Source organism: Streptomyces platensis (genome assembly GCF_008704855.1).
Classification (GTDB): Bacteria; Actinomycetota; Actinomycetes; order Streptomycetales; family Streptomycetaceae; genus Streptomyces; species Streptomyces platensis.
Window position 1 is genome coordinate 7,754,144 of the sequence record NZ_CP023691.1, and the last position, 22,720, is coordinate 7,776,863.

Genomic DNA, 22,720 nt, shown 5'->3' on the forward strand with positions numbered 1-22,720 from the left:
CCGGTGCTCCCGCCGAACCCCGCCCCACCCCCTCACCCCGCCGAGCGCAGCAGGTCCAGTTCGCTGCCGATGGCCTGCCTCAGGGCATCGTGCTGTGGGCCGAGCCGGAACCGGGTGTCGGTCCACCGGTCGCGTGGATAGAGCCATACCGGCGCGCCCACCACATCGGCCGGTTCCCAGTCGAACCGCGGCCAGACGTGCGCATGCAGGAAGGGATCAGTGTTGCCCAGGATCTCCAGATTGACCCGCCGGAAAGCCGGGTCCAGCCCGCGGCAGGCCCGCTCGACCGCTTCGCCGAGCCGGTCCATGTCGGACAGGAACGACAGCCGCTTGCTCTTCGGGAGGTCGGACAGCCGCTGCACATGCGGGGTGTCCACCAGCAGAACCGAGTACCCCGGCAGAAACTGCACATCGCCGATCGCCGCGAACCCGGACTCCAGCCGCCGCAGCACCGTCGGGTTCGCACCCCGCAGCGCCGCGCCGATCCGGTCCGTCCGCCAGTCATCAGTCATGGTCAGAATCTATCGGCAGGTGATCAAGGCGTTCAGCGTGCGGGCCCGGCCGGCAACCCTCTGCCGGCCGGGCCCGGTCCCCCGACGCGGGGAACGTCAGAGTCCTTCGGACCCTCAGAACAGACCCTGCGTCAACGCGACCGAGTCGGGTACCGCGACCTCCTCGGGGGCCGTCAGGGGCATGATGCCCAGGATCTGCTGGACGACGTAGTGGGCCGACATCATGGCGCCCTCCTGCCAGCCGGGCAGCGGGGAGATCTGGTCACCGGTGACGAAGAACGCGTCGGTGCCCTCGGGCCGGAGCAGTTGTTTGTATGCCTTCTTGTGGGCCGGCTGTTGCGGTTCCCAGGCCGCCCAGCCGCCCAGTTGGTAGGGCACCTTGTGCCAGGCGATGGAGATGCCCTGCTTGTCGGGGACGAGCTCCTTGTTCTTGAATTCCGGGTGGAGTTGGACGGCGCCTTCGCGGGCCAGCTGAAGGCGCTTTTCGGGGGTGAGTTTGCCGAGGGTCTCGGCCGCGGTCCCGAAGTTGTAGGCGCCGGTCAGGGTCCCCTTGGCGGAGAAGTAGTCGTTGGACGGATACCACATCTGGGTGATGTTGTGACCGGTCCAGCTGATCCCGCCGTAGATGCCCTCGGTGTCATCGCAGCCGCCGAGGTCGCCTTCCCAGAAGCGGCGGTTCGCCTGCCAGCCGACCTTGCAGGTCTTCTCGAACTCCACGACGCGCAGCGCCTGCTCGAAGGGGTCCGAGAAGCGGGTCAGTTTGATGGTGCGGAGCACCGGGACCGGGATGTTGCTGACGCAGTAGCGGGCGTCGGCCTGGAGCTCGTCGTCGCCCTTGCGGTATTTGAGGCTGACCGCGAGGCCGCGGGGACCGATTTCGATCTCGCGGACCTCGGCGCCCAGCACGATCTTCGCCCCGGCCCGTTTGGCCTCCCGCGCCAGCGCCGTGACGATGTGGTCCATGCCGCCGACCGGCTGGAACATCGTTGCCTGCCACAGATGGTCGACGGGCTGGTAGAAGCGGGTCTTCCAGAAGCCCGAGTGCACCAGGTCCTCGAAGGACAGCGGCGGGGCCGGGACCGGCCACTCCGCGATCTCGGGGCTGTCCAGATAGCCGGAGCGGGTCGAGCCCCGGTACTTGCCGTTGGCGTCGAGCGCGCCGAACACCCGCAGCAGGTCGCGGAGTTCACCGGTGAAGGCGTCCCGGCCGTTCAGCGTCTCGGCGAGCTTGGCCGCGAGGTGCCCGCGGGTGTCGTTCGCCACCCGCCGGTTGGGCCAGGTCACGTCGGCATGCGGTGGACGGACCCGGTTCGCCGTGGTCTCCATGACGTACGGCTCCAGCGCCACACCGAAGTCCCGGCAGTACTTGAGCACCCGGCGGTGGTGGTACGGAATACGGCCCGGCCCGAGGTTGAGGTACAGGCCCTCGTCGAACTCACAGCGGTGCGTCGGAGTCGGAGTGCCGTGAGCGTCGAGCTCGTAGAGCTGGTCGCCGCGCCGGGCGGTGCGGTTGCGACCGCCGATGCGGTCCTGCGCTTCCAGGACGGTGACCTGGTAGTCGAGCATGCTCAGCTCGTACGCCGCTGTCAGGCCCGCCACACCGGCGCCCAGGATCAGCACCTTCGCGCCCTTGCCCGGGGTTCCGGCGGGCCGTACGGTGCCGGTCCAGCCGGTGGCCTCCGGCCCGGACAGCCCGCTCATGGCATGCCGCAGCGCTTTCGCCGAGTCATCCACGGGGGTGTCCGCTGCGGGCCGCTTCGTGCCCCGGCGGGTCATCGCCTGCTCCCTTCCGACGCCCCGCCGACGGGCGGCGGACAGTTCTCGGCGACCTTGTACTTGAGGGCCTCGGGATAGTCGTGCCGGTCCAGCTGCACCCGCACCACGATCGGGCCCTGGTTGATCGCGTCGCTGGGCTCGGCGATCCGCTTCAGCAGGGCGGTGAGTTCGTCGTGCCGGCGGACCGCGAAGCCGTGCATCGGATGCTTGGCGGAACCGAAGACATCCGCGAGCTTCTCGTACTGCCAGGGGTGCAGTTCGTTGTAGAAGTCGGCGCCGTCGGAGCGCGGCGTGCCGTCCTGGTAGTAGCAGGGGTGCACCAGCATCTGCTCGATGCCGTAGAACGCCTCGTTGTCCAGGACGAACACCACCGGGCACAGACCGTGCCGCACATGCGTGGACATCTCCTGGCACGTCTCCTGGAACGAGCCGTCACCCACGAAGACCATCGGCCGCTTCTCCGCCTGACTCCGGCCGAGCGCCACCCCGGTGGCCGCGCCGACCGAGTAGCCGATGGACAGCCAGCTGTTCTGCGCCACGTACGAGGCGCGCTCGGCCATCCGCAGATTCATCGAGCCGATCAGCGCGAACGCGGCGTCGCACACCACCGTGAACGGGTTGCTGCGCTCCTCCGGCGGCTCGCTGGTCTGCGTTTCGAGGAAGGCGTTGAGGTGCCGGAAAAGGCTGTCGTACGTCACGTTCTCCGGGTACGGTCCGCCGGTCTGGGAGGCCAGGTAGGCGTCGGTGCTGTCGGGAACCGCGAGGCCCGCCTTATGGGCGCGGGCGAAGTAGTCCGCGGCGAAGGCACCGTCGCCGAACTCGGCCACCAGGCGTTTCCGCAGCGCGGGGAGGAACTGGGCGAGCTGCACATCGGGGAAGTACGAGGCGCCGACATGCACCCCGTCGTGGGCGGCGACCGCCCAGTCGTCCCCGATCGACCGCACCCCGCCGAGGTTCTTCGAGGTCGCCCACGAGCCCAGGCCGATACGGCAGCCCGCGTTGTTGAAGACCTCGGCGACCTTCTCGTTGCTGGCCTTGCCGTTGTAGACACCGGAGAAGCCCGGGGTGTACTCGGACACCACGGACTTGGCGCCGATGGTGGTGCAGAACGGGATGCGGGTCTCGTACACCAGCTTCTCGAACTCGTCCGACAGCCGGAAGCGGTCGATCTCCTCGCCGGCCCACAGAATCGGGTTGCCGTACTCCCGGATCAGCTCCACACATGCCTCGACCGCACGGTCGAGCATCTGCTGCTTCTTCACGGTGACGGGCCGCTCGCGCCGTGTCAGCCGGCCCTGCGGCGCGGGACACTGCGCACCCCAGACGTCATCCATGACCTCCAGATAGACCGGCCTGCGGTGCGAGAGGCACGCGGTGATCGCGCTGTCGATCTGGGTGGGGGCCAGCCCGGGATTGGAGATGGCCTGGGCGTCCACGGTGACCTGGCGGTAGACCTCCAGGTTGCTCTCCGGGCGCTGCGACATATGCGAGGTGAGCAGGCCGATCGCCTGCTGGTTGAGCCATTGCTCGTAGGACGGAGCGGCGTTGATCGCGATCAGCGGGACGTACTCGGCGAAGGCCCCGCCGATCGAGTTGAGCAGGTTGAACGCGCCCACGCTGTAGGTGACCGCGACCGCGCCGATGCCCTGCTCGCCGAGCGCGATCTCCGCGTCGGCGGACTTCACCCGGGCATAGCCGTCCGCGGCCTGGCCCGCGCCGCCCTCGGTGGGGGTGCCCACCCAGCGCACCGTGGTCTTCTCGTGCAGGGTCGACAGGAACGGGCCCAGGTGGTCGCCCGGAACGCCGAACAGATGGGTGATGCCGAGCTGTTCCAGCCGGCGGGCCAGATACTCGGCCACCGTGCAGGTCGGGGAAGTGGTCATGACGTCAGCACCCCTTCGTGCGGCTGATCCGTCGATCCGGTGACGGTCCGGCGCTCGCGAGGAGCCGCGGCCCGTGCGCCCAGGGCGCTCTCGTCCGCCGCGGGCGCCTCGTGGACGGCGAGGGCGGCGCGTACGGCCGTCTCCACCGCACCCTCGATCCAGGCGTGCTTGAGCGACACATGCTCACCGGCGAAGTGCACCGGCCCCTCGGGCCGCACCACATCCAGGTGGAAGCTGGTCATCTGGTGCGGGGTGTAGACCGCGGCCTCTCCGCAGGCGTACGGGTCCCGCAGCCAGCTCTGGGTCTGGCCGGCGCCGGTGTAGAAGACCTCGATCCGGCGGCCGTGCACCGACTGGAGGTTGAGCAGGGCGTAGCTGTAGCGCTCGGCGTCCTCGAAGGAGTCCCAGCGCGCGGCGTCGTCCGACCAGGAGTAGCCCGCCAGCACCACGCCGCCCTGACTGCCGGGGACGGGGTGCGAGGGGTAGTACATGAAGCGGTTGGGGTTGTCGGTGGTGGAACCGCCGCCGTAGGCATGCGTGGCCGGGCGGACGCCGCTGCGCAGCGGGGAGTTGCGGTAGTACTCCACCTGCTGCGCGCTGATGTTCTTCTCGTCCACGCTCGGGTGGGCACCGAGCAGCCCCGTGGGCAGGTCCCGCAGGCTCTGCGGTACGGCCAGCGCGGCCTCGGCCTCGTCCTCACCCCGCTGCTGGTAGTAGTCGTACAGCCCCGGCGCGATCGCGTCGAGCTCCCGCTTCCAGTCCTCCTCGGTGAACTCCCACCAGCGGCGGGAGAACTCCAGCAGCACCTTGGTCGCCTGGTCGTAGTGCGTCTCGATGACGGCCCGGCGCTTCTTGTACGAGAACGGCGGGGTCACCGCGGTGAACCGCAGGCTGGAGAACGGGATGGTGACGATCGCCAGGTCCCCGGTCCAGGTCTCGACCGGCCCCTGCGGATCGCCCTCGGGCACGGTCTGAATGGCGACGGCGGGGCCGCCCGGTCCGGCGAGTCCGCCGTGGTGGCCGTCGCGGCCCGGGTCGTAGTACTCCAGCCGCACCATCCGCTGGCCCATCACGATCTGGTCCCGCAGATCCTTGGCGAGCGCCTCGGGGAGCTTGCGGCTGCCGCCCTCGATCTCCCAGTAGGTGGCGGTGGGGTCGATGTCGCTGCGGCCCAGGAAGCTGTGGAAGAAGGCGAGGTGCAGCCGCGAGGTCATGTTCTCGATCGTGCCGATCGCCTCGATGGCCTCATCGCTGAATCCGGCGTACTCGCGCAGGAAGCGGCCCATCGAGAAGCCGTCGAAGTCGCGGATGACCCCGGCCCAGCCGTCCAGCCACTCCTTGAACGGCTTGTTGACGCGCTTTCCGTCGCTCTGGAGCACCGAGTAGTAGTCGCGCACCGGCTCCAGCGCCTGGTTGACCATCTCGGACACGGTCAGCCGCGATTCGCAGCCGGTGAGATGGAAGCCCTCGTTGATCTGGGACGGGTCCTGGGCGTAGTGGGCGCGGCGCACCTGGGCGCGGTTGGTGCGGATCCAGGTCTGGTTGCGCTTCTCCGGCTCCCGGAACTCGGGGCTGGGGTCGCCATATGTCCAGATCTTGCCGTCCTTGAACGACTTGTAGATCACCGGCGGGACCGGGGCGGTCTGATTGCCCGTCGACGGATCGATGTCGACGTTGAAGAACAGCCGCCGCTTCAGGCCGAGTTTGTCGATCAGCGCCAGGGTCAGCGGATGGAAGCTGGGCAGCCGCATCGCCCCGGCCTCCGCGTACTGCGCGGGGTCGGTGAAGGGCGGCGGCTCGCCCTTCTTGGCGTGGAAGGTCTTGATGCGGCCGCCGACCCGGTTGGCGTTGGCCTCCAGGATCGTCACATCGTGACCGGCACGGGTCAGCAGATCGCCGGCCACCAGACCGGCGATGCCCGCTCCGACGATCAGGATGCGCTTGGGGACGGCGGGGCGCTCCAGCCCCTTGTCGATCAGTACTTCGAGGTAACGCAGCTTGAGGTCCTCGTTGGCCGGCTCGGGGCCGACCAGCAGCAGTTCGCGGGCGAGCTGCTGATAGGTCTTCTCGTGGGCGCGCTCGGCTCCGGTGGGCTCACCGCGGAGGTCACGACGGATGTCGGTCATAGCGGCTCAGCCCTTCCCGTCGAGGGACTCGTTCGCGGCGAGTCGGCGCAGGGTGCTGATGGAGGGGGTGAAGGCGTACACCGCACCGGTGGTCTGCACGAACCGGTTCATCGAGACGGTGCCCTTCTCGCCGTCGGCCAGCTCGATGTGGGCGTCCGGGCTGCCCGAACCGCCCTGCCGGATGGTGCCGGTCACCTTGTCGATGCCGTTGGGAGAACCGGGATCGCCCGGAACGAAGTTGGGGTTGTTCGACCAGGCGCGCTGGAGGAACTCGAACTGCCGCTCCAGCGAGGTGCCGTAGCACACGAACATCAGGCCACGCTCCGCGTCCGGATTGCCGCCCGTGTACGCGGGGCCGTACGGAATGCCGCGGCGCATGACGCGGTGCTTCTGGGTGGACTCGAAGTGCCGGGGATGCGACCTGCGGATGTGTGCGGCGCAGGGGGTCTGCTTCCCCTGGCCGTCGTTCGCGTAGGTGAAATCGTTGCGCTCCGGACCGACGCCGGTCACCGGGTTCTCGCCCTGCGCGAGCGGCGTGCCGTCCTTCTTGCGGCCGACCAGACACGCGCCCAGCCGCTCCTCGGAGATGGGGTGCGGCTGGAATTTGCCCGCCTCGCGCTTCACGGCCTCATTCCAGCCGGGCACGTCCTGCGCGAGTCGGCGCACCACCTGGAGGGAACCGTTGTCCAGCCACTTGGGGGCCTCGGGCGGTGCTCCGCTCTCACTCTTGTGACCGAAGACGAACTCGCCGGGCTCGACCAGGGTGGACCCCGGGCGGTTGTCGCGGAAACCGGGATTCTCCCGGTCCTCGCGATGGAAGTCCTTGACCCCCGGCTGGGAAATGCCGTCCTTGTACCCGAAGTGCTCATGCCCGCGCAGATCCCCGGTCAGGGTGCGGCCGTCGTCCTGATGGACCAGGGTCACGCCGTGCGCCGAATCCGCGGCGGCGATATTCCGGAGCTTTTCGTTGAGCGCCTCCTCCGTGTCCGCGGCGACGATCAGCACGGCGTGTACGCCGGTCCGGTCCGAGCCGAATTGCCAGTGCTCGGGCGCGCTCGTCCCGTCGTCGCCGAGGCTCGCGGCCTGTCCGGCCGCACCCTTCACAAACGACTCGAACGGCGCCAGCTCCTTCTTCACCTTCTCGGGTTCCCGGGCCACCTGAAGGAGGCCCTGGTACGTCAAGGACACCCCGACCCAGGTCGCGATGAGGGCGGGGTCCTGGCCGTAGGCCCGGCGGGAAAGCGAGAACTCCTCGTTGAAGTCCTCGACCGTGGCGGTCACCGAGACCGTATTCAGCATGACCGACAGCCAGCCACGCCCGCCCGCACCGTCCGGGAAGCGGACATAGCGGAACGCCATATAGTCCTTGTTGAAAGCGGAAAGAATGTTGCCCTGGATTTCCCTGGATCGGCGCAGGGGCGGTTCCGGAAGCTGCTCGATTTCCGGAGCGCCGGTCGGGCGCAACGAGGTAGTGGTCACTTCTCTCCTTCGGGGAGCTGCGGTGCTCCGGGGGCTTCGGGAAATTCGCACGCAGGCGAAGCCGGCTCCCGGCACGCAGAGGCGGAGTCGATACGGAAGAGGTACAGGGGCACACCAAAGACAGCCGGTGAACGGCTTGTTTCGCCAGCCCAGCACCGAACCTGCCACCTCGCAGGACCACCTACGCCAACCGGAGCAGCCGGTCACCCGTTCCGGTGACGGACCTCGCCCTCCCGGCGCCGCGAACCGAAGAACCTACCCGCCTGGCCGGTGCCCTCATGCCCACAGCCGCTCCGCACGGAAGCACCCTTTCGCCGGAACTGGCGTGGGCGGCCGGACCGCGCTCGGGGCATGCGCCACACACCACCGGGGCACCATGAATGCGCCCCTCTTCGCGCCCCTGGATCACAACGTTAGCGCTGTTCACCACCGATCCCGAGGGTCGGTGCCGCGCCCGGTTCGGGCGTGGGTGCGGGCCGTCACACCTTCTGTTGAAGGCCCTTGGGTGCGGCCTCGGAGCGAGGGGAATTCAGCAGATCCTTCTCCGTGGTCGGGCGCGCTGCGCGCCCACGACGGAAGGACACGGCTATGCGACGCACCATCGTCGGCACCTGCGCTGCCCTCGGGGCACTGGCCATCGGGCTGGCCGGCCCGGCCACCGCCGCTCCGGTTCCGGTGACGGCGCTCAACTGCGATGGCGACACCTATCAGTGCACGGCCAACCTCCGCTTCGGTGACAACAATTGGAAGGCCAGCTGGGGTGCGAACATCTTCCACCAGACACCCCGGTCCGCCTCTCGCGCGCCGGTTCCGGTGACCGCGCTGAATTGTGATGGCGACACCGGAAAGTGCATCGCCAACCTGCAATTCGGTGACGGATACTGGCGGGCGAGCTGGTCGGCCACCATCTTCCACCAGGGACTCCGCTCCGCCGACGGCACCCGGATGGCGGCTCCGGTCCCGGCGAACAGCCTGAACTGTGACGGCAACATCGGCAGGTGCTCCGTCAATCTCCAGTTCGGCGACGGAAATTGGAAGGCCAACTGGGCCGCCACCATCTACCACCTGTAATCGGTCTTCCCCTCGGTGCGGGGATAGATCAGCAGGCAGAGAACGGGCCCGGGGACACATGCCATCCGTCCCCGGGCCCGTGCGCTTACTTCAGCGATTGGCCGTCCGTACCGTGGGGCAGCAGCGATATCCCCGCGCACCCGCCGCCCGCACCCACCGCGTGGAAAACGGGGCGGCGGAATACCGGCGTGCGCCGGGAAGCGATGCGGGCGTGACGCTCATCTACGTATTGTCATTTTGATCGCCGAACGCATCATTGCTGTCACGTACACGCCTTCTTCCGATCCGTCGGGAACCCTACCGTCGCAGGCACCCAAACATTCGACGGCGGCAACTTCCGCTCCGCGATGACCCGTTCACGAATCGACTCGTGACAGGGCGACGGAGCGGCGGCTGCCCAGGGAGAAGTCATGTCCGACGTCATACAGCAGCATGGAAATCCGCAGACCCTCGGCTCCTGGCCCGGCGGGGACGGGGGAGGGGGAAACTGGCCCAGATATCCCAGACTCTACGACGCCATTCCGGCCTCCGGACCGACCGCCGGGGGGAACACCGTCCTGCTGACCGGGTCCGGCCTCCAGGGCACGACCCTGGTCACCTTCGGCGGCGTCCCCGCCACCATCGTCGCCCAGGACCCCAACGGCAACTCGGTCACCGTCCTCGCACCGGCGCACGCCGCGGGCACCGTCCAGGTCGTCGCCACCACACCCCAGGGCAACTCCAACCCGATCAGCTACACCTACACATTCACTCCGCCGACCGGTCCGACGGTCACCGCCCTCGTGCCCAACACCGGGTCCAGCGCGGGCGGCACCGCGTTCGCCATCGTCGGCAGCAACCTCACCGGCGCGACGGTCACCTTCAACGGCGTCGCGGCCCTCGGCGTGTCCATCAACGCCGCGGGCACGGTGCTCACCGGCACCACACCGCCCGGCCCCGTAGGCAACGTCCCGGTCGTGGTCACCACACCGGCCGGGACCACCACCGTCGCCGGCGGCTTCACCTACACCGCACCGCCGCCCGTCGCCACGTCGGTGTCGCCCTCGTCGGGCAGCACTGCCGGCGGTACCGGGTTCGTGATCACCGGGAGCAATCTGAACGGGGCGTCGGTCACGTTCAACGGGGTTGCGGCGACCGGGGTTTCGGTCAACGCCTCGGGTACGGCGCTGGTCGGCTTCACCCCGGCCGGTGCGCTCGGCAACGTCCCGGTCGTGGTCACCACACCGGCGGGCAGCGCCACGGTCCCGGGCGGGTACACCTACACGGCACCGCCCCTGCCGGTGGTGACCCTGCTGTCGCCGCCGTCGGGCAGTGCCGCGGGCGGTACGGCGTTCGTGATCACGGGCAGCAATCTGAACGGGGCGTCGGTCACGTTCAACGGGGTTGCGGCGACCGGGGTTTCGGTCAACGCGGCGGGCACGGCCCTGATCGGTTTCACCCCGGCCGCTCCGCTCGGCAACGTTCCCGTCGTGGTCACCACCGTGGCCGGCAGCGCGCTCGTCGGCGGCGGATACACCTACGTGTGAGCGGCCGCTCCGCCACCAGCGCCCACGGGGCAGCCGGGGCCCGGGGGAGTCCGCTGCCGCGATGACCCGGCGAGCAGTGCCACCGCGCCCGCGCCTCGGCAGGGATCGTCCCCTTCCGTCCCTGGCGAACCGCGGCCCGGGCGTGTTCTTCCGGCATGTGGGTGACGGGTGACACGCCCGGGGTGGCACTCCGACGAGGTGAGGGCCTTCCGGCCCGGAGTGGATGGCGACATCCGCGCCGGCGCCGGGAGGCCCTTGCGCGTGTGCGGGCGGCCGACGGGTGGGCGGCGCACCGGCTCGCACCGCCCGTACCGGAGTGTGATCCGCGCCACTCCCGCCGCGGGCGATCCGCCAACGTCGCAGGTCAGAAGCTCAACGTGAGCGGGCGACTGCGGATGGTCATTTTGGTCCGCGGATCTGATTAACAATCACGGCCGCACGGGCGGTCTAGGGGCAAGAGATGCGGTCTTCTCCGGCGTCATCCGGACGCTGGGGAGTTCACCGCGAACAGCGAAAGGAGAGGCAGTGGACCACCAGTGGCCCTGGGGCACGCCAGCCATGGGCGGCGCGGCCAGGACGATCCCGGCTGTGCTCCGCGCCCGTGCGCGCGAGAGCACCCACACCGCCTCGCGGACCTGCGGCCCGCCGGCCGGCAGCACGTTGTGTGACCCGGACCGCGGAAGCCGGTGCGGTGCGGAACGGGACCTTCAGGCGAAGGTCCACCCCGGCGCCGTCCGCCCGCCGGTGGCAGGCCGAGGGATGGCCGCCCGGTGAGCGATTACGGAGACGGACAGCAGTTGCGCCCCGACCCGATGGGCGGCCTCCGGGGCGACTTCACCGCCTTCTTCAAGGAGGCGCAGTACGGCTACCTCGGTTATGCGTACCAGCTGCTGCGCCACCGTCAGGACGCCGAGGACGTGGTGCAGATAGCCGGGATGAAGATCCATGCGAAATGGGACGAGTTCCAGTCGCACCCCAACTTCCGGGCCCTGTGCCTGCGCGTCCTGCGGGACGCCATCAAGGACTACATCCGCTCGCGAAACCGGGCGAGCCGCCGCGAACGGGCCGCCGCCGCGGAAGCCGGGCTCCACCAGTCCTGCGTCGACCGGATTCTGCACCTCGGCACCTTCGACGCCCTGGACCGCGCCATGGACGAACTGGCCCGCCGGGAGCCGGTGCAGGCGGACTGCGTCCGGCTCCGTGTGGCGCAGCTGAGCTATGAGGAGATCGCCGAGACCCTCGGCATCACCCCGGGCACGGCGCGCACCTACTACTCCCGCGGCCGCCAGCTCGCCAAGGAACTCGCGGCCTCCTATCTCCGGAACGATCAGGAAGGAGAACCGTCGTGACCATCGAAGACATTCTGCAGGCCGAAGCCGATGAGGTGGGAAGCGTACTGGCCGACCACGACCCGGAAGCCTTCACGCGCAGACTGGCCGAGCGGATCGCCGAGGCCGAGCGGCAGACACCGCCGCCGGCCCGCCCGGTGCCCGACGGACGGCACGACCGCGGCCCGGCCCCGGCGCACCCCGGCCGGGCCCGGCCGCTGCCCAGACGTCCGCGGCCCCGGCCCGTTCCGAGCGCCACGGCGGGCCCGGAGGAGCTGCGCCGGCATCTGCACACCCTGTGCGAGTCGGTGCTGCGCGGAGGGCACAGGGGGCGGCTGGAGAAGTTCGCCCGGGACTACGACGCGGTCGGCGCCCGGACCTTCGCGTGCCTGCTCTACTCCATCAACCGGCGGGACGCGGCGGTCTTCTGGTGGCGGTTCGCCGCCGGCGCCGAGGACCAGCTCTCCGCGCACTGCCTGGCGATCCACCACGCGGCCGACGACAACCTCATCGACGCACGCCTGTGGCGCACCATCGCCACCGCCCTGGGCTACTCCCCGCGCCGGCATCTGCCCAACCCGGCCCCCGGCGCGCCGCTCCCGGACCCCGGCTGGCTGCTGGCGCGTTCCGGGCCCGAGCTCCAGCAGTTCGCCGAGCCGCAGACCCCGCTGTCCGTGGGGTGTGCGGGGCGCTGACGAGGCCGGGCAGTGGAGCCGGGCCTTCCCAGGAGGCCCGGCGGCGAGCCACGGCCCGCACGTACCACCACCGATCAAGGAGACGCCCATGAAGGATCATGCGGAGGACCGGCAACCCCCGCCGCGTGTTCCCGCGGAGTCACGGCGCCCGTGGCTCAGGAAGTACGCCCGCTTCACCGCCGCCCATGCCATCGAGGGGGTGGCCGGGGCCGTGATCTCCGCTCTGCTGCTGTACCTGACCCAGCGGTAGACGGGACCGGCCCTGGACGCCGCGTCCGCCGCCGGCCCCGAGCGGGCCGGCGGCAGACGCGGCTCCGGCCGCGGTTAGTGGCTCCGCCGCCGGGGAGGGTTCCCCCGTACCCAGTCGTCCCGGGGCAAGGCCTCGGCGGACAGGAGGCCGGATGACCACCGAACCGATGGGAACCGTTGAACTGGCGGCAATGGGCGAGGACTTCGTCCGTGACCCCTTCGAGGTGTACGCGCGGCTGCGCGAGCGAGGCCCGGTGCATCGCGTACGCCTCCCGGAGGGCACGGTCGTCTGGCTGGTCGTCGGCCATGACGCGGTCCGCGCGACGCTCAGCGACTCCCGGCTGTCGAAGGAGTGGCGGCATGCCTCGTCCGCGCAGCCGATGCAGCCGGTGTCCAGCGGCGTGTCGATGCTCCGCGCCAACGCGCCGCAACACACCCGGCTGCGCGGCCTGGTGGCCCGTGCCTTCACCGCGCGCCGGGTGGCGTCCCTCGCGCCGCGCGTCCAGGAGCTGACCGATGAGCTGCTGGCGGCGATGCTCGCCGCCCCCGACGGCCGCGCCGATCTCGTCGAGGCGCTGGCCTTCCCGCTCCCGATCACCGTCATCTGCGAGTTATTGGGTGTGCCCTTCCTGGAGCGGGACACCTTCCGCACCTGGACCGACATCCTGATGGTCGGCGCCCCCACGCCGCGGACCAAGGAAGTCCTGACGGCCATGACCGGCTATCTCGACGACCTGGTGGAGACCAAGCGTGCCCGGCCCGGCGACGACCTGCTGAGCGATCTGATCGCGGTGAGCGACGAGGGCGGCGACCGGCTCAGTCATGAGGAACTCCTCGGCATGGCCCAGCTGTTGCTGATCGCCGGCTACGAGACCACCGGCAATCTCATCGCCAACGGCGTGCTGGCGCTGCTCACCCACCCGGAACAACTCGCCGCGCTGCGCGCCGATCTGTCCCTCATCGACGGCGCGGTCGAGGAGATGCTGCGCTACGACGGGCCGCTGGAGACGGCCACCTTCCGCTTCACCCTCGACCCGGTCGACATCGCGGGCACGGTGATCCCCGGCGGCGGCGAGGTCGTGCTCCCCGTGATCGCCGACTCCGGACGCGACCCCCTCCGCTTCGACGACCCCGGCCGCTTCGACATCACCCGCGACGCCCGCGGCCATGTCGCCTTCGGCCATGGCATCCACTTCTGCCTGGGCGCCCCGCTCGCCCGTCTGGAGGCCCGGATCGCGGTGCGCACCCTCTTGGAACGCTGCCCGAAGCTGGAGTTGGACGCCCACCCGGCCGACCTGCGCTGGCGGCTGGGCGCACTGCTCCGCGGCCCACGGAATCTCCCGGTCCGCTGGTCGTGACGGCCCGGCGCGGCCCGTCGAGGGGTGCCGCGCGCCGCGCCGGTCCGACGCGCCTGATCACCACGGGGAGCCCTGGCCTGACGACCTCGGGCCAGGGCTCCGCCACGGCCGGGGAGTCATGGCCGGGAGCCAAATGGCCCAGCAAATGATCCGCCGGACGGGCCCCCGTCACCCTCGGGGGCGAGCCTGATTGCCGTCGTACCGGGGGAATCGCACAAGGTGATCCCGGAGAACCCCTACGGCGCGCTGCCCGCCGGATACCCGACGTTCTCCCGTTCCGTATCACTGACCCGCGTGCGAGGGAGAAACGTATGACCCAGGCTCAGCCCGCAAGGGACGGAACCATGGCGTCCGGTGGCCCGGACCGGATGCGGGAATACCGCCCCGGAGCGACGGCCGACCTCCGGCGTACGGGAATCAATCCGAATTTCTGGTATCCGGTCGCGGTATCCGGAAGCGTGCCGAAGAACAAGGCCTTCGCCACCGCCTTCGCGGGGGAGCGGATCGCGCTCTATCGCGGCGCGAGCGGCGCGGTCTTCGCGCTGGAGGACCGGTGCGCCCACCGCCAGGTACCGCTGAGCCTGGGCGTCGTGGAGGGCGAGACGCTGCGCTGCTGCTACCACGCCTGGGCCTATCGCGGGAACGGCCGGATCTCGCAGATCCCCTACCTTCCCAAGGGAGTCGACCGGCCGCCGCGCGGGGTGCGCTCCTATCCGGTCCGCGAACGGTACGGCCTCGTATTCGTCTTCCCGGGTGATCCGGAGAAAGCGCCCACGACCCCGCTGCCCGAGCTGCCGGAATACGATTCGGCCAAGCACAAGACCATGGTGTTTTCGCGCACGGTGCACTGCCACTACTCGTTCATGCACGAAAACCTGCTGGATATGAACCACCAGTTCCTGCACCGCGGTGTTCTCGGCAAGATCCAGCCCAAGCTCCTCGGGTACGACACCGGTCCGGAATTCGTCGAGGCCCGGTATCTGTTCACTTCCGCCGGCGGAAAGAAGGACCGCGGCGCCGGTCTGCTGTCCGGTGAGGGATTCGGCGGCGGCGAGTCGCCCGACGTCATCACCGTGCGCACCGAGTACCCCTATCAGACCCTCCTCGCGGTTCCCGAGAAGTCCGACCTCCCGTCCTTCTCCCTCTGGGCGGCCTACGTCCCGGAGGACACGGAGCAGCGCACCAATCACGCCTATGGCCTGCTCATGATCGCGAAGCCGCCGATCCCGGGAGCCCTCCATCTCGCCTGGCCGCTGATCCGGCGCTTCACCGAGCGGGTGTTCGCCGAGGACCGGATGGCGGTCGAGGCCGAGCAGCGGGCCTGGGACGAGCAGGGCGAGGACTGGAACCAGGAGGTCTTCCCGCTGATCCTCGATGTCCGTGACGTGCTGCGCACCAACGGGGTCCCCATCCGTCCCGAATCCGCCCTCTGCGGCGCCGCCGCGCTGTGCGACGGCTCACCGCGGGCCGGCGCCACCTCGGAGGCCGGATCCCCGCAGCCGGGCTGACCGGCCCGGCTCGTGGTGGCGGCCGCCCCGGCTCGGGCAGCTGCCGTCTGACCGGCATCACCGCAGGTCGGACGCCCTATGGCGGTGACGTACGGTGGGTGCGCGGGTGCAGCCGGTGGTGGGCCGACGGTGGGCGGGGGATCGTGGCAAGGTGGTGGGTGAGGTGCCTCCCTCGCCCATCCCCTGATTCCGATGTGGAGGCTCGCATGGACGACAAGGAGTTCTTCCGGGCAGTGGCGGACCGCGCGAGGCTCTCGCGGCAGGAAGGGGCCGATCTCACCCGCGCCACCCTCGAAACGCTCGCACTGCGTCTGAGCGACGGCGAAGCCCGCGATCTGGCCCTCGAACTTCCCGAGCCGCTGCGTGTCTCGCTGAAGCGGGAGCGGCGGGAGATGGAGATCTTCGGGCCGGACGAGTCGATCCGCAGGGTACGAGCGCGCACCGGCCTGTCCGCGTCGGAAGCCGACCGTGGTGTACGGGCGGTCCTCGGCACTCTTCAAGAGGCCGTCTCCCGTAAGGAGTTCGGGCACGCCATGTCGCAACTCGGCAAGGAGTACACGCAGTTGGTGGAGACCACGCGCTGACCCGCGGTCGCTTTCTCGGGGCCGTCGTCCCGTCGCCGCCTTACGGAGTCGTCGCCCTGCTCCGCGGCGAATGGTCGGCGGCTGGGGCGGTGTGGCCGGCCTCCACGAGGACTCCCGATCGCGCGGACGGCCGGGCGGTCGTTGCCCCTTCGGGCTGCGGCTTGCCCGGCCGCGCGGATCGAAGGTGGTCCTCGCACACACCTTGTGGCCCACGTCACTGTCTGGCTAAGCTCCGGCACGATTCGGGCACATTTCCTCCGTAAGTTGACCTATTAGTGTGCCTGATCTTCATGATCTGCCCACATGTGTGAGGTGGCTTCGCATGGAACGGTCAACGGCATCCCCGGCAGACGGCGCACCCTCCGACTTACCGAGCGTCTCCTCCCGGGCCGTGACGGCGGACGGCCTGACACGCGTCCGCACCAGCGGTCGTCCGCACCGCCCGGTACGGACTCCGCACGGCGATGCCCACCGCGGCGCCGCGAGACCGTCCCCGGGCCGTCCCTGATGACCGGGACCGCGCCGGCGGTGGCACCGGCCGCACCGCTGCCCCATGTCCGCCGCGATATCCGGCTGTTCTGGTGGGCGGGTACCTGCGACGCCCTGGGCAGCCAGACATCGGGGCTGGTCCTGCCCCTGTTGCTGCTGACCCTCGGCCGGTCACCCGCCGAGGTCGGAGCCCTCGCCGGACTCTCCGCGGTCGCGACGCTGCTGCTCGGCCCGTTCGCCGCCGTCCCCGCCGACCGCGGGGCGCGCAAGCATCTGATGGTGGGCTCCGCACTGGTCTCCGCCGCCGCGATGGCCGGGGTCACCGCCGCCGTCGCGGCGGGGCCGGTCCCGCTGGCCGTGCTCATCGCCGCCGTGCTCGTCGAGCGGTGTGCGACGTCCTGTTACGAGGCCGCGGCGCTCGGCACCGTCGCCCTGGTGTGCCCGCCCGGGGAGTACCGTCGCGTCCTGTCCCGATTACAGGCGGGGGAGCGGGGCGCCCTCGTGCTCGGGCCCGCACTGGGCGGGCTGCTCTTCCACGCCGAACGCTGGCTGCCGTTCCTCGCGGACGCTCTCTCCTACGCCGTCGCGGCGGGCTGTATCGGCGCCATGCGCGCGCCCCTCGCTCCGCCCCGTGAGCAGCAGTCTCCGGCCGGAGCGGTGCGCCGCGGCCGGCGGGCCCGGCTCGCCGAAGCCGCAGCCGGGCTGGCGCTGATCCGCCGTGAACCCTTCCTGCGGATGGCGCTCCTGTGGATCTCGGCCGTCAACGCCCTGCTCGTCGCGCTGTATTACACGACGGTGTTCGCCCTTCAGCACGACGGCCGGGGCGCGGCACCGCTGGGACTGGTCCTCGCGCTCGCCGGGGCGGCCGGCCTGGCCGGAGCGCTCGCCGCACCCCGGATCGCCGGCCGGCGCTCCGCCGGCCGGGTGCTGGTGACGGTCTCCTGGCTGATGGTGCCGCCCGCCGCGGCCCTCGCGATGGCCCGCGACGCCTGGCACTTCGGCCTGCTCTTCGGTCTGCTGTGTCTGCTGACGCCGGTGGCCACCGTGGCGCTCCAGGCCCGGATCATCCAGGTCATCCCACCCGGACTCCAGGCCCGCACCGGGACCGTGCTGGCCACCGTGTCGGGCGCGACCGCCGCCGTGGCGCCCGCCCTGGCCGGGCTGTCGGCCGACCGGGCCGGAGCCGCCGTCACCCTCCTCGGCTGCGCCGCACTGCTGGCCGTGCTCGCGCTCCATACGACCTGCGTGGCACCGTCCCGCACCCGCTGCGCCGGTTCGGAGGCCGCATGAGCACGACCGCGGCACACCTCACCGCACAGCCCCCGGCCGGCACCGGCTTCCGGGTCTACCACCCGGCACTGCCCGAGGTCTGTCCACGCGACCCGGCGCGGATGGCGCTGGCCGCGGACGCCGACGGCCGCTGCGAGATCTTCACCTGGAACGCCGTCACCGGCACCGCCCGCCAGGTCACCGACAGCCCGCACGGCACCCTGCACTGCGCCCTCGACGCCGACGCCCGGGTGTGGTGGTTCGCGGAGGACCGTCACGGCCACGGACTCTGGTACTTCCAGGACTTCGAGGGCGGAGCGCGGCAGCCGGGCCTGACCGGCCTGGCACCGGGCCTCCCGCACGGCCTCGCCGTCAGCGACGCCGGGACGGTGGCCCTCGGCTTGGGGGACGGCAGCGGAATGACCGTCCACCTCGGGAGACCGGGCGGCCCGGCCCGGCAGGTGTGGACCGTCGACGGGCAGGCGCTGCTGACCGGCATCTCACCCTCGGGAGGGCTGCTGGCCGTGTCCGGGGCGGCCGGCTCCGACCGGGCGGTCACGCTCGTGACCTGCTCCGGGAAGGTGCTCGACCAGCTCTCCGGACACCACGGCCGGCTCTGGGCGCTCGGCTTCGCACCGTCCCCGGCGGGCACCGAGCTGCTGCTGGTCCAGGAGCACGACGACCGCTACCGGCTGGCCACATGGCGGCCCGGCAGCGGACTGCTGCCCCAGGACTGGTGCCGCTTCGACACCGAGATCACCGCGCGCTGGTACCCCGCGGAACGCCGTGTCCTCATCCGCCAGGACCGCCACGGCCGTTCCACCCTCGCCGCGGCCGACCTCGACCGGCGCACCCTGACCCCGGTACCGTCCCCGCCCGGCACCCTGCTCGACGCCGCCCCGCACCCGGGCGACGACGTGCACTACCTCTGGACCGACACCGCCACCCCGCCCCGGATGTGCTCCACCGCCGGCACCCGGCTCCCGGAACTCGCCACCCTGCCCGCCCCCGCACCCGGCCGGCACCGCGAACTGTGGACCCCCGGCCCGGACGGGCCCGTGCACACCCTCCTCAGCGAACCGGAACCGGTCACCGGCCGCCGGCCCCCGCTGGTCTTCCTGGTGCACGGCGGCCCCGCCGACCACGACCGTGACGCCTACGACCCGGAGGTGCACTCCCTGGTCGCCTCCGGGTTCGCCGTCGCCCGGGTCAACTACCGCGGCTCCACCGGCTACGGCCCCCGCTGGCGCGCCGCGTACGGCGCCGGCGTCGGGCTGACCCAGGTCGCCGACCTCGTCGCGGTCCGCGGCGATCTGCTCCGCCGCGGCCTGGCCCGAGCGGACGCGATCGGCCTGTGGGGCACCTCCTGGGGCGGCTACCTGGCCCTGCTCGCGCTCGGCACCCGGCCGGACCTCTGGCAGGCGGGCGTCGCCGTCAAACCCGTCGCCGACTGCGCGGCGGCGTACCGCACCGGCACCCCCGCCCTGCGCGCCCTGGACGAGCGGCTGTTCGGCGGCACGCCGGACACGGTGCCCGAGCGCTACGCGCGGAGCTCACCCCTCCACTACGCCGCCGATGTCCGTGCCCCGCTGCTGGTGATCGCCGCCACCCTCGACACCAAATGCCCGCCCGGCCAGGTACGGAGCTACCTCGGCGCACTGCGGCGGGCCGGGGCGGCACACGAGTCGATGTGGCTGGAGACCGGCCACGACGGCTACACCGGCGCCCACCACGTGGCCGTACTGCACCGCGCGCTGGGCTTCCTGGACCAGCATCTGCGCCGCGCCCCCGCGGCCCACCGAACCCCCCGTCCCCCGGTGGACGGGGTCTCCGGAGGCACCGGCCCGTCCGGTGCCCCCGGGGCGTAAGAACCGTTCCGTAACCGGCAGAAGAGGAGAAGCAGCCATGCAGAAGGACATCATCCACAACGACCCGCTCGCGGGTGACGAGGAGAACCGCAGACCGAGCATCGGCGTCACGGTGACCGTCCCGTTCCGTAACGCCGAGGACACCGAGGAGGACTGACCCTCCCCGGCCGGCCCGGTGGCACACCGGGCCGGCCGGACCGCCGCACCTCACCGGCCGGCCGTCGGCCACCTCCCACCCCACCTGTCGTACGAGGAGCCGCCATGCGCGTCCTGCTGGTCAACATGCCCTGGTCCCCGATCGACCTGCCGTCCCTTGCCCTCGGCATCCTGAGACGAAGCGTCGACGAGCGCACCTCCGGCCGGGCCGATGTCCTGCACGCGAACCTGGAGTTCACCGACTGGATCACCCGGCGGACCGAGTTCACCGCGGACGACTACCAGTACTACGCACTCTCCTCCTACTTCATGGGATGCGGCGACTGGGTGTTCTCCTCCGCCCTCTACGACGACCCCGAGTGGCGGGTGCCGGAGTTCACCGCCTCGATGCGCGGCAAACTGCGTGACGAGCGGATGCGGATGTCCAAGGAACTGCACCGCGTGGTACCGGAGTTCGTGCAGGAGACCGCCGAGCGGATCGTCGCGGCCGGCCCCGACGTCGTCGGCTTCACCTCCACCTTCCAGCAGAACACCGCCGCGCTCGCCGCCGCCAAGTACGTCAAGCGCCTCGCTCCGCACATCAGAACCGTCATGGGCGGCGCCAACTGCGACGCCGAACAGGGCCACGCCACCCACCGCAACTTCCCGTTCGTGGACTTCGTGGTCCGCGGCGAGGGCGAGGCCGCCTTCCCCCAGCTGCTCACCGCGCTCGACGAGGGCGGCGACCTGTCCGCCGTCCCCGGGCTGTGCCACCGCGGCGCCGACGGCGAAAGCGTCGCGAACCCGATGAGCACCAGACCGCTGCCGCCCGCGACCATCCTGCCGCCCGACTACAGCGGCTACTTCGAGCGGCTGGCGTCCTCCGTCGCCCGCAACTGGGTGGAGCCCAAACTCGTCGTCGAGGGGGCCCGCGGCTGCTGGTGGGGGGAGAAGCACCACTGCACCTTCTGCGGACTCAACGGCTCCTTCATGCAGTTCCGCAGCAAGAGCCCCGAGACCTTCTACGAAGAGATCATGGACCTGGCCCGCCGGCACCGGGTGCTGGACATGTACCTCGTCGACAACATCCTCGACATGGGCTACCTCACCACCGTCCTGCCCCGCATCATCGACAGCGGCTACGACCTGCGGATGCATATCGAGATCAAGGCCAATATGCGCCGGCCCCAGCTGCGCACCCTCGCCCGGGCCGGAATGATCTACGTCCAGCCGGGCATCGAGAGCCTCAACAGCCGGGTGCTGGACCTGATGGACAAGGGCGTCAGCGGCTGCCAGAACGTCCGTATGCTCCGGGACGGAGCCGAGACCGGACTCTCCGTCTCCTGGAACTACCTCCACGGCTTCCCCGGCGAGAGCGCCTCGGACTACGAGCCCGTCATCGCCCAGATACCGGCCCTGGAACACCTCGACCCGCCGGTCGACCTGTCCGCCCGTATTGCCATCGAACGCTTCAGCCCGTACTTCAACCGGCCCGAACTCGGCTTCACCGGTCTGCGCCCCGAGGAGCACTACCGCTTCACCTACGACCTGCCCGAATCCGAACTCCTCGATATGGCCTATGTCTTCGAGGCACCCGAACGCGGGATCACCAAGCCCACCGTCACCGCGCTCAACGAGGCCCTCGCCGCCTGGAAGAAGCGCCACGCGGACAGCAGACTCACCCACGCGGACCTCGGCGACCGCATCGTGCTCGTCAGCCGCCGGCACGCCTTCGACTGGGGCGCCCTGGAACTCACCGCACCCACCGAGATCGCCGCCTTCCGGCTGCTCGACCAGCCGCACGCCCCCGCCGCCCTGACCCGCAAGCTCGCCGCCAAGCTTCCCGGGCACCCCGTCGACGAGGCCGCCGTCCACGCCCTCCTCCAGCACTGGGTGACGCTCGGGCTGGTCTTCACCGACGGCGGCCAGTACGTCCACCTGGCACCGGCCGCCGTCAACGAGGACCTGCTGCGCCTCGACTTCATGCGCCACACCCATGCCGTGGCGGCCCCGCCGGAGCGACCCGACGACGCCGCCCGGCCCCTCGTCGCCCACGTCTGACCCCCGCCCGGCCCGCAGCAGGACTCATCCGCCCCGCAGGAGAACGCCATGACCAGCACCGCCACCCCGCCCACCCGAGCACTGACCCTCCACGCCTGGCGGGACTACGACAAGGACGCCTGCGCCCTGCCGGGCATGAGCCTGGGCGCGGTCGACCTGACCGCGCCGCCGGACGACCAGGCCGCCCGGTTGTGGGAACTCGGGGCACGCCGGGTGGAGTTCACCGGGGAGATCGACCTGACCGCGGTCGACGACCCCGCCGACGCCGACCGGGCCGTCCGGAGCCTGTGCCTGATCCGCGATCTGACCGCCCGTGCCGTACTGGTGCAGTGGCAGCTGCGGCTGCCCCCGGAGCCCGACGACGGCTGGCGCGACCTCAGCCACCTCCAGCCGCCCCGTACCCTCACCGGCCCCACCGACCCCGCCGCCGCGCTGGCCGAATGGCGCAACGGGCACTATCTCTGCAAGTGCCTGTGGCGCCAGGGCCCCGGCTTCGTCCAGATCCGCGACCGCCGCTGGGGCGAACTGCGCCGTTTCACCGCCGAGGAGCCCGAATACCAGCAGGCGATCGACCGGCTCTCCTACGGCGCACCGCTCCGGGACGTGCCCCCGGCCATCGCCGCCGACTTCCTGGCGGAGCGCCTGGTCTCCCGCACCGGCCCGCTGCTGTGGTGGCTCCCGTACCGGGTGAACCGGTGGATCCAGGAGGCAATGGCCGTCTGAGGACCGGGCGGCAGCACCGGCGCATACGCAGTCCTCGTCAGGCCGCGTCCGCTGCGGGGTGGGCCCGCACGACCCGTGTG

17 protein-coding genes are annotated in these 22,720 nt (G+C 70.8%); 12 read left to right on the plus strand and 5 right to left on the minus strand.

From position 1 onward, the window contains the following. Positions 1–32: 32 nt before the first annotated feature. The 5 genes from CP981_RS34235 to CP981_RS34255 form a co-directional block, all read right to left on the minus strand. The gene (locus CP981_RS34235) at positions 33–512 is read right to left on the minus strand and encodes an HIT family protein (protein ID WP_085922304.1); all 480 of its coding nucleotides are present in this window, start codon (positions 510–512) and stop codon (positions 33–35) included. 114 nt (positions 513–626) lie between these two features. Further along, positions 627–2,288, minus strand: coding sequence for a flavin monoamine oxidase family protein (locus tag CP981_RS34240; RefSeq protein WP_085922303.1), 1,662 nt, complete (start codon positions 2,286–2,288; stop codon positions 627–629). Next, positions 2,285–4,171, minus strand: a complete 1,887-nt coding sequence (locus CP981_RS34245; protein ID WP_085922302.1) for an alpha-keto acid decarboxylase family protein — start codon at positions 4,169–4,171, stop codon at positions 2,285–2,287. The genes CP981_RS34240 and CP981_RS34245 overlap by 4 nt, the downstream gene beginning before the upstream one ends. Then, positions 4,168–6,297: a flavin monoamine oxidase family protein gene (locus CP981_RS34250; RefSeq protein ID WP_085922301.1), complete on the minus strand. Its 2,130-nt coding sequence runs from the start codon at positions 6,295–6,297 to the stop codon at positions 4,168–4,170. The genes CP981_RS34245 and CP981_RS34250 overlap by 4 nt, the downstream gene beginning before the upstream one ends. 6 nt (positions 6,298–6,303) lie before the next feature. After that, positions 6,304–7,776 carry a Dyp-type peroxidase gene (locus CP981_RS34255; protein ID WP_208853020.1) on the minus strand — a complete coding sequence of 491 codons (1,473 nt, stop codon included), beginning with the start codon at positions 7,774–7,776 and terminating at the stop codon, positions 6,304–6,306. Positions 7,777–8,364: 588 nt separating this feature from the next. Between CP981_RS34255 and CP981_RS34260 the strand changes: the two genes are divergently transcribed. The 12 genes from CP981_RS34260 (at position 8,365) to CP981_RS34310 (ending at position 22,640) form a co-directional block, all read left to right on the plus strand. Beyond that, positions 8,365–8,847 carry a hypothetical protein gene (locus CP981_RS34260; protein ID WP_085922299.1) on the plus strand — a complete coding sequence of 161 codons (483 nt, stop codon included), beginning with the start codon at positions 8,365–8,367 and terminating at the stop codon, positions 8,845–8,847. A 410-nt stretch (positions 8,848–9,257) separates the two neighbouring features. Further along, positions 9,258–10,373 (plus strand): IPT/TIG domain-containing protein, encoded by a 1,116-nt coding sequence (locus CP981_RS34265; RefSeq protein WP_085922298.1) that lies wholly within the window; start codon positions 9,258–9,260, stop codon positions 10,371–10,373. A 770-nt stretch (positions 10,374–11,143) separates the two neighbouring features. Beyond that, complete coding sequence (locus tag CP981_RS34270; RefSeq protein ID WP_143658801.1) at positions 11,144–11,722, plus strand: RNA polymerase sigma factor; 579 nt, start codon at positions 11,144–11,146, stop codon at positions 11,720–11,722. Beyond that, on the plus strand, positions 11,719–12,396 hold the full coding sequence (locus tag CP981_RS34275) for a hypothetical protein (RefSeq protein ID WP_085922296.1): 678 nt from the start codon (positions 11,719–11,721) through the stop codon (positions 12,394–12,396). The genes CP981_RS34270 and CP981_RS34275 overlap by 4 nt, the downstream gene beginning before the upstream one ends. A gap of 88 nt (positions 12,397–12,484) precedes the next feature. Next, the gene (locus tag CP981_RS37970; RefSeq protein ID WP_158092604.1) at positions 12,485–12,646 is read left to right on the plus strand and encodes a hypothetical protein; all 162 of its coding nucleotides are present in this window, start codon (positions 12,485–12,487) and stop codon (positions 12,644–12,646) included. 151 nt (positions 12,647–12,797) lie between these two features. Beyond that, positions 12,798–14,003 (plus strand): cytochrome P450 family protein, encoded by a 1,206-nt coding sequence (locus tag CP981_RS34280; protein WP_085922295.1) that lies wholly within the window; start codon positions 12,798–12,800, stop codon positions 14,001–14,003. A 344-nt stretch (positions 14,004–14,347) separates the two neighbouring features. Next, positions 14,348–15,511, plus strand: coding sequence for an aromatic ring-hydroxylating oxygenase subunit alpha (locus CP981_RS34285; protein ID WP_085922294.1), 1,164 nt, complete (start codon positions 14,348–14,350; stop codon positions 15,509–15,511). Between the two features lie 206 nt (positions 15,512–15,717). Further along, entirely contained in the window at positions 15,718–16,095 is a 378-nt protein-coding gene (locus CP981_RS34290) for a DUF2267 domain-containing protein (protein WP_085922293.1), read from the plus strand. A gap of 507 nt (positions 16,096–16,602) precedes the next feature. Then, positions 16,603–17,874: an MFS transporter gene (locus tag CP981_RS34295; RefSeq protein WP_085922292.1), complete on the plus strand. Its 1,272-nt coding sequence runs from the start codon at positions 16,603–16,605 to the stop codon at positions 17,872–17,874. After that, on the plus strand, positions 17,871–19,721 hold the full coding sequence (locus tag CP981_RS34300) for a S9 family peptidase (protein WP_085922291.1): 1,851 nt from the start codon (positions 17,871–17,873) through the stop codon (positions 19,719–19,721). Before CP981_RS34295 ends, CP981_RS34300 begins: the two co-directional genes overlap by 4 nt. A 261-nt stretch (positions 19,722–19,982) precedes the next feature. Then, positions 19,983–21,917: a RiPP maturation radical SAM C-methyltransferase gene (locus CP981_RS34305; RefSeq protein WP_085922290.1), complete on the plus strand. Its 1,935-nt coding sequence runs from the start codon at positions 19,983–19,985 to the stop codon at positions 21,915–21,917. 48 nt (positions 21,918–21,965) lie between these two features. Then, entirely contained in the window at positions 21,966–22,640 is a 675-nt protein-coding gene (locus CP981_RS34310; protein WP_085922289.1) for a DUF5825 family protein, read from the plus strand. Positions 22,641–22,720: the final 80 nt, after the last annotated feature.